The organism is Citrobacter sp. wls716 (assembly GCF_005280975.1).
GTDB lineage: Bacteria > Pseudomonadota > Gammaproteobacteria > Enterobacterales > Enterobacteriaceae > Citrobacter > Citrobacter youngae.
Map to the genome: position 1 here is coordinate 316,611 of NZ_SZWX01000031.1, position 11,999 is coordinate 328,609.

Consider the following 11,999-nt stretch of genomic DNA (forward strand, 5'->3'; position numbering starts at 1 on the left):
CGCCGTCGGCGGTTAGCGCCCGAACGCATCGCCGTGATGGCGTGGCGATAGCGGCGCTCCTCTGTCAGGCTCCGGCGGCAATCAGCAGCTCGGCAATTTCGTGGTAACCTTTCTCCCGCGCCAGTTCCAGCGGGGTTTTACCGTATTTATCCGTCATGTGCGGGTTCGCGCCATGGTCGAGCAGCAGCTTGACGATCTCCTGCTGCTTCGCGCCGCCGTCGTTAAGTACGATAGCTTCCAGCAGCGGCGTCCAGCCAACGAAATTGGTGTGGTTGACATTAATATCGGTATGCAGCAGCAGCTCGCGCACGATCTCAACATGACCTTTTTCGCTGGCAGGCGTAATGCCGACACCGCCAAAACGACTCAGACGCTCAAGATCCGGGTTAGCCGGTAATACCAAACGCAGTAGCGTTAAGTCATTTGTCAGGCAGCTAATCAGGAATGGATTAAAGCAGGTTTGATCTTGCTTATTAATATCAGCACCGGCGGCAATCAATAAAGAAACACAATCGTAATGCTTATTCAGGCTGGCAATAATTATGGCAGTACGGCCCTGACGGTTGGTGGCATTAATATCCACATTTTTTTCCAGACAGGATTTTAATCCTTCGACGTTACCCTGTTCTGCCGCCAGCAGAAATTCAGTAATAAGTTCTTTCTCTGACATAATCACTCTCCTGCAGTTTTTTAGACTTTTTAAATATCCGATAACCTGAGAATAGCAACAGAGTGCAGAGAATAACATCCGCTTAAATTTCATTCATCGTTAGTGCATCGATTATTGAATCAATTTTAACAATGAGAACAAAACGTGCTGTAGTGCAATCTTTCCCTTATGGCTGGGGCCCTTTTAGCCACTAATCAGTAGTCCGGTGAATCAGGCGGTATGCTGCACGGATAGCGGCCTGCAATTAAAATACAGAAGTGTGATTGCCTTCAAATCAAATGTAAAACTAGTGTTAAATTTTGTTCAAAACTGATTGCTCTGTATAAGGATTACAAATACATTCAACAATCATCGTGTTGCGGATGCGCATTGTCGCCGGAGGAGAGAAAGATGAATTCAATATTTACCGAGGAAAACCTACTGGCGTTTACGATGGCTGCCCGCTACAGCAGCTTTAGCAAGGCGGCTGAAGAGCTTGGCTTAACAACGTCGGCCATCAGCTACACCATCAAACGTATGGAGATGGGGCTCGATGTGGTGCTGTTTACTCGCAGTACCCGCAGCATTGAGCTCACCGAGTCCGGTCGCTACTTCTTTCGCAAAGCAACCGACCTGCTGAATGACTTCCACGCCATCAAGCGCAGCATCGATACTATCGCCCAGGGAATTGAAGCGAGGGTACGCATTTGCATTAACCAGCTGTTGTATACCCCACAGCATACTGCACGGCTGTTACAGGTACTCAAAAAGCAGTTTCCGACCTGCCAGATAACCGTCACCACCGAGGTGTATAACGGCGTCTGGGATTCGATCATCAACAACCTCGCCAACATCGCTATCGGCGCGCCTGATACGTTACTGGATGGCGGCGGCATTGATTACACCGAGATCGGCGCGATCCGTTGGTCGTTTGCGATTGCCCCGGATCATCCGCTCGCCTTTATGCCTGAACCCATTTCTGAGAGCCAGCTGCGCCTGTACCCGAACATCATGGTGGAAGACACCGCGCACACCATTAACAAGAAGGTCGGCTGGCTGTTACACGGACAGGAGTCGATTCTGGTTCCCGATTTTAATACCAAGTGCCAGTGCCAGATCCTGGGTGAAGGCATTGGCTTTTTACCGGACTATATGGTACGCGAAGCGATGGAAAAGTCGCTGCTGGTGACGCGGCAGATCCACAACCCGCGTCAGGATTCACGAATGCTGTTGGCAACCCAGCATTCGGCAACCGGTCGTGTAACGCAGTGGATTAAAAAAGAGTTTGGGCCACAAGGGATACTGACGGGGATTTATCAGGATCTGCTGCATCGGGAGTGATGAACCGGATGGCTGTTATACCTTCCGGTTCATATAAGATGATCAGGCGCGGATATCGTCGTACTCGCGGGTTTTATCAAATTCATGTTTGGCAAACGGGCACAGCGGAATAACTTTGCGGTTTTCAGCGCGCATCTTCTCTACCACTTTCGCCACCAGCTGTTTGCCGACGCCCTGACCTTTCAGGCTGGGGTCGACATCGGTATGTTCAATGATGCTCAGATGCTCGCCCGTCGGCACAAAAACAATCTCGGCGACCTGCTTGCCTTCAGCATCGTTCACATAAAATTTGTTGTGGCCTGCAAGAATTTCCATGGTTCCCTCACTTATTTCTGGCGATACTTCAGTGCACCACTCGGACAGGTATCAATAACCCTGATAACCGTCGCAACATCGACTTCATCCGGGATGATCCACGGTTTACGCTTCAGGTTAAAAAGCTTTGCGCTTCCTCGTACGCAATTACCCGAATGTTGGCACATCCCCGTGTTGAAATAGACATCAATCTTCTCGCCGGTATAGGCCCGGTAACCTGCATCCAGTAGTTCCTTATCCACGACATTGCCTCACATTTTTTTATTGTCTGGGTCTAATCATAGACCGATGCGAGGCTGAAGGAAGCCGCTGAAAGCAGAAATATCACTCAGACCGTCTCTGCCACGACGGCTGCTGCTCTGGTGGCAAATACTCCAGCATCGCAGGCGTCGGTGGCGGCAGACGGTTATCGGCGATATCCCTGTCCACATCGATATGACTGATCTCACCACTTTCATGATGGTGAACCGTCAGCACCCTCGCCTTGTTCAGCTCGGTCACCAGCTCGCGGGTAATGCGTAAACTTTCCGCCAGCTCATGCTCTTCCAGACCCGGTCTGCGACTGCGGCGTTCCACCCGGAAACGAAACTGGTTGTACTTAGCCCAACCAATTAGCACCAGACCATTGACCAGGGCAATAAGAATGTAAAACGTCACCGTATCCAGGGTCGTGAAAAAGGGGCGAACCCCTATATGCGGTGAATGCGCCAGTGCGACGATCAACCCTTTATAAATCAGGTATAAGAACCCAATCCAGGCAATAAGCGTCAACACGACGTCGATCACCCGCGGCAGCAGACGCCGTTCGGTAAAAATCAGCGGTTGGTTCATGATTCAATCCTCCCGATACCGCGATCAGGACTGACCCAGCGTGCCCTGCCGCGTTTGCGTTTGAGCATCACTTTGGGGAACGCCACCAGCGTGGTGAACAGACTCAGCATCCAGTACACCACCGGGAACCAGATGATCCAGAACAATGAGGCCCCAATCCCTTTTTCATAGCGCCGTTCAATCATCAGGCTCACCGCGAACTGCAACAGGCAGACCACGCCGAGGATAAGTCCAGTGAAGGCTGGCGGGAACAGATGCTGAACATACAGCGTGTCTGGCATCGGGAATAGCAGCCCTAACAGGAACAGCACGATACTAACCGCATACGCAAATGCCCAAGCGGTAGAGAAACAGAACTCAAGGAACAGCGGCCACATACGGCGGAATTCCCACGACCACAGGCGGCGCATGTTAACGATAAACACCTCCGCACCACCTTGTGCCCAGCGCAGGCGCTGTTTCCACAGTCCTTTCAATGTTTCAGGCATCAGGATCCAGCACAGCGCGCGCGGCTCAAAGAATACCGACCAGTGGCGTAATTGCAGCTTCCAACTGATGTCGATATCTTCGGTGATCATGTCCGGGCTCCAGTAGCCAACTTCAGCCAACGCCCGGCGACGAAACGCGGCAACGACACCTGAAACGGTAAATATCTGCCCGTAGACTCGCTGGGTACGCTTGATTAAGCCGATAATCGACGAGAACTCACCAACCTGTACGCGGCCAATTAACGTCGAGCGGGTACGAATACGCGGGTTACCGGTCACCGCACCAACGCGCGGGAACTGGATAAGCGGAGCCACGATATAGGCGACGGCATCACGATCCAGTAACGCATCCCCATCAATGCACACCAGGTAATCGCTGCGCGCTGCAGCTGCGCCGGTCTTAAGAGCCAGGGCTTTCCCCTGGTTTTCCGCTAAGTGAATCACTCGCAGGCTTGGGTACTCTGTTGCCAGCTGTTCCAGAACATCGTGCGTGTCATCCGTCGAACCATCATTGATGGCAATAACTTCAATATTCTTATATCGCTGGGCCAGTGCGGCCTCGATCGTTTCGCGCGCGTTGATCCCTTCGTTAAAACACGGGATCAAAATCGAGACCAGCGGATTTCCCTCCAAAGTAGGCGGCGGCGTTTCATCTCCCCATTTCCAGTGACGCTCACGGTAAAACCAGAAATAGACCCCGCCGCTTATCCACAATGCAGACATGAACAAGGGCCAGAAGAAGACAAAGTTCAACATCACTTCACCCGTGAAGACGACAGCCACGCCAAACGGCAGGCTGAACATCAGGCAAAGTATCAGGAAAGCAATTATGCGATCGGTCATTTTTGCGGGTACCAGTATGAGGAGAACGTCGAACGAATCTCTGACATCTCAGGTTTATCGCTGATGAAATCATCCGGGTAATAGCCATAGTTGCCTGCGCCGCTTAACTTAAGCTGACGCATCCATTCGGCGAGCTGTTTACCGCTGATTTCGGCCTGTTCCCCGGATTTACGCCAATCGCGTGCCTGCAGTTCAAACACGGTTTTATCCAGCGCGCCGGGCGTCTGTGCGACAGCATTCACCAGTCGATCAAGCCAGGCGTTAGCATCATTGGCCGGGATCTGCTCCATAAATGGCATCGCCATGGGTGCCGTCCAGTCATAGGTATTCAGGAAATCATTCAGGTTTTGCGCAAACCAGGCTTCACTCTCCGGTTCCAGTACCGGCATAGCATAGATATTACGGGCGGTTTGCACCTGCGGACCGCGAATATTGCGTACCGATTGCGTCAACTGCTTCGTGAAGTCGATCAGCATCTTACTTTTCAGGCGCGTCCAGCGCTCAAACGCCTGAGGGTTATTACGGATTTGCTCGATGCTTCCCGGAAGTCCTGCGGCACGGTAGGCGGCTAACGCCTCCGGCGATGCATCTTCAAAATCCGTCAGGAAGGCATCGTCATGGAACAAGATGCCTTTGAAGCTGGCGTGCTTCGCCAGGTCTTCGTAGATCTCGGTAATGCGCTGACGCGCTTCACTGCTCCAGGGTGAAAGACGGACATAGTTCTCGCGGTTGATCGCAGTACGTCCGGTTTTCGGATCCCATGCCGTTACACGCGGAATTGAGGCATCCAGATCGAAAGCCAGCACCGGCATCCAGGCGTACACGGTAACCCCTGCACGGGTTTGTAACTGCCAGGAGATATAGTTAAACAGATCGGCGCGCATCGGCAGCCAGCGGTTAGGGAAATAGACCTCGCGAATGTTCCCGTCGCCTTTAGGGTCGGCATACGCCTGCAGGAAGACATGAGAGATACGCATGTCGTAGACACGCTGGATCAGCTTATCGATGTTGCGCTTCTGCTGGGCGGGGTCTTTGTCATAGACGTAATCCAGATCGACATGCATCACGCGCATCGTCTGCGGTTCACGCACCTGAGCAACCTGACTGGCAAAACGCTTGAGCGATGGGTTATCAGAAATCAGTACACGCGGGATATCATCAAGGAATGCCGCATTCGCCAGCCCTTCATTAAGCGTAAACGCCATCTTATAACCTTGCTCTTTGGCCAGGTTTAAGGTCGTACCGCTGGCGGCACCGTAAGGCCATACCCACGCACGTGGCGATTTCCCCGTTACCGCTTTAATTTTATTGGTGATCAAAGAGATATCGGTATTAATACGGCGATAGTATTGCTCGTCCGTTTCGTAAGTGCCGGTTTTCTTATCGTAGAGACGGTTTGCCACTGCAGGTTCTTTACTTCCCTGCGGGTTCGCCTCAGCACCGAAATGCGAGTTCCAGGTATGCGCGCCGATTTCCACCAACGGCGATTTGCCCATTTCCTCGACCATCTTCCAGGTGGCGAATTTGTCGCGCGCCGTCATCAGGCCACCAAAATCGACTTTTTTGTCCGCAGGGGCATCCACCCAGCTTCCAACCGGTGCCCAAAGGGCTGGCCAGTTGTAAGCTTTCAGCAGCGGCCAGACGCGGGTATAGAAACTGCTATACCCGTCATCAAAGGTGAGCAGAACCGCTTTTTCCGGCAGCACGATTTTACCGTCATGAGCATCCAGAATTTGCTGAACGCTGATCGGGTTATAGCCATTATCACGGAGCCAGGCTATTTGATCGCTCAGCGCGCTGGTACGCACAGAGAGGTAGCGCTGATCGGCTGCATCATCCTCTACATCGTGATAACCCAGAACCAAAAAACTATTTTTCGGCCACGGGTGATCGGCCGTCAGCGGCGTTCTCTCATCAGGAGGAACGTAGCGAGGCGTCGTATTGTGCGCACTGCTGCACGCGGTAATCATCAACCAGCCAGCGATGAGTGCGCTAAGCCATAGGCATCTTTTCAGCATGAACAATCCTTAAAACCTGACATTCAAATCGAAAGCGAGGGAGATATTCCGCTCACGTTTACCGTCGTAGGGGCGTTTATCCCACACCAGCATCACCCCGCCATCTACGACGTTGTTCCATTTAAGCCGTTGACCGTAACCCAACTGGACGATAGCCCCTGCGTCTTCACCTTGTTGCCAGTAGCCGCCCACACCAGCCACTCCTTGCTGTGTCCACACGGTGTCATAGTGTCGGTAAAGCACCTGCTCCGCGGTCAAGCCGGGAACTACGGAGAAATCACTTTTGGGGTTGTAATACGGCACATTCTCTTTGGTGTTGGTGCTACCGCCGATACCCGGGGTAAAGTCCAGCGTGAAGCGCGGTGTCGTCCACATACGCTCTTTTCCGCTAAGCCCGTATTCGAGACGATCGTTACCATCCGAGAAATGTGAGGCCGCAAACGACAATTGATACTCTCGCCGTTCGTTTTGGTACCAGCGGACATACATGTCGCCGCCGTTTGCATATACGCCGCTACGCAGCGCACGCAGTGGCGTATTGCGGGAAAGACGCTCTGCTGACCCACCCACACGCCAGTTATCATTGAAGTCATGCCAGGCTGAAAGACGGCCCCCCATTTTCTGCCCGTCGCCATAATTACGGCCAGACAGTTCCATTTCGGCCCAGTAATCACGTGAAGTCCATTCAGCACCAGCCGCCAAATCGCGGCTGATGCCCTTTCCTTCTTCAAACTCGCCGGTGGCAAAGTTGAAACCGGTAAACAGTCGCCAGTTGTCATTAATCGGCGGGCTGTAAATCGCAGTATTGATGTTGAAGTCATTCTTACCGCTGACCGGACTATCGGAGGAGATCCCCTGCGTACCGCTGATACGCACTTCCGACATTTTGTGTACATCACGGATCCGTGCCAGGCGCAGCGTCGCTTCGTCATCCGGGCTACGGGCGATGACATCATCGGTCAGCTCATCGGCCTGTTTCCACTCCTGAAGATCCAGCGCCACATAGGCCTGCTGACGCTCCAGCTCCAGGTTGCTGGGCTCGATCACTTCCGCAAGCTTTAACTCTTTTTCCGCCGCATGTGGCAATCCACGGGCTTCCAAAACGGAAGCATAGGTTATGCGCAACCCCTGGTTACCGGACCCCGTTCGTGCCAGATGTTCTGAGAGTTTTTCTGCCTCAGGCAGTTCATTGGCAGCAAGATGATATTGCGTCAGCAGCGTCTGCCCGAGCAGCCAGTTATCGTTAGGCTGTGGCGTTGGCGAGCCGTAGATACGACGCAGATACGGGCTCTCTTTGATCAAGTCATCAACTTGTTTTTTAGCGGCATCAAAGTTTTCATTATCAATATGCGCATAGAACAGATCCTGTTGATCTTCAGGACTGAGCGGCGTCACAGGGATAGGTCCGTTCGGATAATAGATGCTCGCCAGCATTGCTTCGGTCTTTTCCGGCTGACGTTCGCTGAGCCACGCCGAAGCCACCCAACGTTTGGCATAGTTGGGCACTTCACCGTCCGCGGAAAGGGATTCGTACTCCTGAATCACGTCGGCAGTGCGCTTACGCACCAGCAGGGCCCCCATGCGGTCAATCCTCGCCCGACGCACATCCCCCTGAGCTGCGGGTTCATCTTTCCAGGCTGCCAGCAACTGGTCATAGCGGGCAAGCGCTTTATCCGCCACGATAAAACGCTCATCTTCATTTCGTGCAGAGGTATAAGAAGCGCGCACCTTTTCGGCTGCAGCATCAAGCGCCAGACGCCGCTTAACGGGGTCAGATGTCGGAACCACTTCCGTCAGTCCCAACGCCGGTTCAGCAACACGGTTGGCTGACAGCGCTGACAACAGCGTGGATTTCGCATTTTTGTTACCCGGATCAACTTCATCCGCCTGGCTGGCGACTAACAGCGCATCCCAGTTTTTACCCTGTGAATGATACACATAGGCAAGCAGTGCATCAGAGTCAGCCCCCGGATGCGCACGTGCCCATTTATTCGCTTCAGTCAGGGCCTGCTGATTGTAACGTGCATCCGCCAGCGTCATGATCCAGCCAGTACGCACATCGGCGTTCTCAGGCTCTTCCTGTACAACGCTCTCCCAGAGCGCTAATGATTCATTCCAGCTCTTCTGATTGCGATACGCACGTGCAGCGGCCACTTTGCCGCGTGCGGGCACTTCCATCTGTCCACGATACCTTTGCCAGATATCAATGGTTGCTTTATCGTTGTTATCAACCCAACTGGATACTTGCAGCCAGTCAGCCACCTGATTTGGCGTTAACGCACTTTTCTTTCCCTGCTCCTCAAGGTAGCGCAATAACGGTGTGCTATTACCACCTCGCGCTTCAATAATCAACGCATCGTAATCTGATACTGCTGCAGAGGCTTGCATTGGGAAAAGAACGCTTGCCGTAAATAAACAGGTTACTGACTTGAAGCGTTTAATAAAGTTGGCATGTCGACGCATACTGAACATATCTGCCCTTATATCTTACATCATAGTAAAAATAAGCGTTTTCAATAAGTTATAGTCATTCCATGACGGTTGCCGACCATGTAAAGTGCACTGCCGCTTATTTCGTAATATGGCTAAAAATCATTTAATTCTTTCGTCTTATTGACTCCCTATGACTCGTCCACTCGTCGTTGAGAGGCTGGCGAAAGCTCAGGAATTTTATCACTCAGTGTGGGGTCTTGCTATGTTATAAGAAAACTCTTAGGCAAAAAAAGTATTTTAAACCAAATTATCCTAATACTCTTGGGATCGAATACTGGATTTAGATTAAGTTTCCGTGACGAAACCACGTAGTGATGATAACTATTATCAGCAAATATAGAAACACCAGGTAACTGTTTGCCTGATAAGCATTTTGAAAATTGACAGGGAAAACCTGATAATTAACAGTAACTGATAACACTATAAATAACATCAGTTAATTTTAAACGGCTAAGTTTCAGGGTTAAATCGGCAACATAACACCAGGCAAAAAGAATTAGATAAAGATATAACAAAATGAAATTAAAGGGCTTTATGAGCAGTATGTTTATCACCTACCAAAAATGGCATTGTGGAATACCTCAATGAACTACCACAGGCAATTGTTAATTCCACTACGCCCAAGTGTATTTATCATTCCGTAAAACTGTACTTATCTATTTGTTAAATTATTGGCGATATCAACGACAATCAATTTTACCCTTACAAAATACAAGCCTAATGCTATTGAATGATGTCCATTGAGCCATAAGCTTTTACGCTTACCCTTTCCGCATTCTTTCAGGTAATCTGGCAAAAGATGCCAACGGGAACTGGTCAATGAAAATCGTTAACGCAGAAGAAAAGCACATCCCCGCTATCCATACTATCTACGCACATCATGTTCTTCACGGGACGGCCAGTTTTGAGACTAACCCGCCAGATTCTCACGAAATGCTTGTTCGCCTGACTAAGATCCGCGAGCTGGGGTTGCCGTGGGTTGTGGCCCTGCAGGACGAAAAAGTCATCGGCTACTGTTATCTCACTCGCTACCGTGAACGCTATGCCTACCGTTATACGCTCGAAGACTCGATTTATATTGATCCGACAGCACAACGTCAGGGCGCGGGCAAAGCGCTACTACACCATGTCATTGCATGGGCAGAAACACACGGCTACCGACAGATGATTGCCATCGTCGGCGACAGCAATAATCAGGGATCGCTGAAAGTCCACCAGCAGGTCGGATTTATGGAGGTCGGCACGCTAAAGAATATTGGCTTCAAGCATGGTCGCTGGCTCGATACCGTATTGCTACAACGTAATCTGGGTGAAGGTAACAGCACACTGCCGCCCGACGCTGGCATGATGCTCTGAGGGAAAACGGAGGGGCCCCCCTTAATACTTATTTCAGTCGTTTGCCTGCTTTATCTACCTGCTACTCGCCATCTTCCTTTACGAAAATGCCTTTTTGCGCACAACAACACGATACCCAGAGGGGTTTCATCAGATAGATTTCTGTGGTGCAGGACTGGCAAGATGGAATGATAAGGTAGATGATTGCTACGCTTGAACATGTCAGTATAAACAATTAGAAAATAAAGCTAACCGACTAATTTTATTAGCTAAGCCACATTAAGGAATATGGGATGTTAAATGCCATTCTGGAAGGTAAAGCGGGAAGAATAACGCTAAATGAAGGGATGCGACAAAGCTGGCGAACTGTTTTTCAGTCCTATGAAGATCTACTCACAGCTGCAATCTGGAGCCGGGTTAACTATTTATCACCTGCTGCAATGAGTCATTTCTTTTCTGCATTGACCGGGAAATCCAGGGATGATTGGGGAGCTTATGAAGCTATCGCTTTCTGGCCAAAATTCGCTTTTCCCGATTCCATTGATGAAAAAATGCAGCCATACACATCTGGTCTGGAACAATTTTCTGAACCGGATGTGGTCATCACTTTCGAACATGCGGCACTGATTGTCGAGGTAAAACCACCTGCTGGAGGGATGCAATATCAACAGCAATGGCGAAAAGAACTTTATACTTATTTACACGATGATGACGCCAAACCTGTTGTCCATTTTTTAGCTCTGGGCAACTTGCCCGCCGCCGCAAAATCCTGGTTTCACGAATTAGCGACAGAGTTTCCCCAGGTTGAATTTCATGGACTGGAATGGCGTAGACTCAGAGAAATTTTCCAGCATTCAGAATGGAATGCTCCTCAGGATAAGCGCATCGTTGCTGATTGCCTGAAAGCCCTTGCTCTGTACGGCATCCGCGAACCACTGCTTCCCTGGCACAGATTTAGTCAATTTCTGACAGAGAATCCCCTCTCCGGCGATTTATCACTTATTAAGGAACAATAATGACACATGATCCCTTTGCTCAGGTTCGTCAGGCTCACCGCATCTGCGGGGCGTATTACCAGCAAATTCTGCCAATGATCAATGAGGTTGCGCAGAAAATAGAAACCTCTTTTCTCCTCTGGGATACATGGAGTTTCAATAAACCTCCTCGTCGTGGCGTGAATCCACTGGAGAGTTGGAAATGGGACTACCTGCCAATGATGGATGTATCATTCGTCTTTGGCAAACAAAAGCAGCCTTCTTTACCGATGTTGATGACCGACTATGTGATTGATTTTAAATTGGTTACTGACAGCGAATTAGAATATCACCAGCGCACATCACAGTACCCAAAAGATGAAGAACCACTGGCAACCCGACTGAAAACACCCGCCGACAAATCCCAAAGTTATCTGAATATTTATCTCTTCTCAGCAGCAAACAATGACACACCGTATTCCTCTCCAGAAGAGATGTGGGACAGCTATGAGGGCTATCCTGATACCCATTCCAAAGTACAATTTTCTGACAATAACCAAATTCGCGGTATCGGATTTTCAGTGCCGCTGATAGATATCGCGAACGACAATGGAGTGAATCTACTGGTGGAAAAAATTTTGGAACATAGAGAATATCTCATGCAAGGATAACCTGTTATCGCAGGATAACTTAATTTTTATAAGTGTTATCA

The 11,999-nt window shown here is 50.3% G+C and carries 11 protein-coding genes; 4 read left to right on the forward strand and 7 right to left on the reverse strand.

Annotation, left to right across the window (positions count from 1 at the left end):
* Positions 1–64: 64 nt before the first annotated feature.
* The gene (locus FDX24_RS11605) at positions 65–670 is read right to left on the reverse strand and encodes an ankyrin repeat domain-containing protein (RefSeq protein WP_048213131.1); all 606 of its coding nucleotides are present in this window, start codon (positions 668–670) and stop codon (positions 65–67) included.
* 390 nt (positions 671–1,060) lie between these two features.
* On the opposite strand from FDX24_RS11605, the gene FDX24_RS11610 reads away from it, so the two are divergent.
* Positions 1,061–1,990 (forward strand): LysR substrate-binding domain-containing protein, encoded by a 930-nt coding sequence (locus tag FDX24_RS11610; protein WP_061068513.1) that lies wholly within the window; start codon positions 1,061–1,063, stop codon positions 1,988–1,990.
* Between the two features lie 42 nt (positions 1,991–2,032).
* Here the strand turns inward: FDX24_RS11610 and FDX24_RS11615 are convergent, their stop codons facing one another.
* From FDX24_RS11615 to pgaA, 6 genes are all read right to left on the reverse strand, one after another.
* Entirely contained in the window at positions 2,033–2,305 is a 273-nt protein-coding gene (locus tag FDX24_RS11615; RefSeq protein WP_048213132.1) for a GNAT family N-acetyltransferase, read from the reverse strand.
* An 11-nt stretch (positions 2,306–2,316) separates the two neighbouring features.
* Positions 2,317–2,547 (reverse strand): 4Fe-4S mono-cluster protein YjdI, encoded by a 231-nt coding sequence (gene yjdI / locus FDX24_RS11620; RefSeq protein ID WP_005123368.1) that lies wholly within the window; start codon positions 2,545–2,547, stop codon positions 2,317–2,319.
* Between the two features lie 82 nt (positions 2,548–2,629).
* A complete protein-coding gene (gene pgaD, locus FDX24_RS11625; protein ID WP_048213134.1) occupies positions 2,630–3,136 on the reverse strand; it encodes a poly-beta-1,6-N-acetyl-D-glucosamine biosynthesis protein PgaD in 507 nt (168 codons plus the stop codon).
* Entirely contained in the window at positions 3,133–4,467 is a 1,335-nt protein-coding gene (gene pgaC, locus FDX24_RS11630) for a poly-beta-1,6-N-acetyl-D-glucosamine synthase (protein WP_040232145.1), read from the reverse strand. The genes pgaD and pgaC overlap by 4 nt, the downstream gene beginning before the upstream one ends.
* The gene (pgaB, locus tag FDX24_RS11635; RefSeq protein ID WP_048213135.1) at positions 4,464–6,485 is read right to left on the reverse strand and encodes a poly-beta-1,6-N-acetyl-D-glucosamine N-deacetylase PgaB; all 2,022 of its coding nucleotides are present in this window, start codon (positions 6,483–6,485) and stop codon (positions 4,464–4,466) included. The genes pgaC and pgaB overlap by 4 nt, the downstream gene beginning before the upstream one ends.
* Positions 6,486–6,494: 9 nt before the next feature.
* Positions 6,495–8,957 (reverse strand): poly-beta-1,6 N-acetyl-D-glucosamine export porin PgaA, encoded by a 2,463-nt coding sequence (pgaA, locus tag FDX24_RS11640; protein ID WP_048213136.1) that lies wholly within the window; start codon positions 8,955–8,957, stop codon positions 6,495–6,497.
* An 840-nt stretch (positions 8,958–9,797) separates the two neighbouring features.
* Here pgaA and FDX24_RS11645 point away from each other — a divergent pair.
* The 3 genes from FDX24_RS11645 to FDX24_RS11655 all read left to right on the forward strand — a co-directional run bounded on the left by FDX24_RS11645 (position 9,798) and on the right by FDX24_RS11655 (position 11,958).
* Positions 9,798–10,334 (forward strand): GNAT family N-acetyltransferase, encoded by a 537-nt coding sequence (locus tag FDX24_RS11645; protein ID WP_137364338.1) that lies wholly within the window; start codon positions 9,798–9,800, stop codon positions 10,332–10,334.
* A gap of 272 nt (positions 10,335–10,606) precedes the next feature.
* The gene (locus FDX24_RS11650; protein WP_115601512.1) at positions 10,607–11,329 is read left to right on the forward strand and encodes a hypothetical protein; all 723 of its coding nucleotides are present in this window, start codon (positions 10,607–10,609) and stop codon (positions 11,327–11,329) included.
* On the forward strand, positions 11,329–11,958 hold the full coding sequence (locus tag FDX24_RS11655) for a hypothetical protein (protein ID WP_115601511.1): 630 nt from the start codon (positions 11,329–11,331) through the stop codon (positions 11,956–11,958). The genes FDX24_RS11650 and FDX24_RS11655 overlap by 1 nt, the downstream gene beginning before the upstream one ends.
* Positions 11,959–11,999 lie beyond the last annotated feature (41 nt).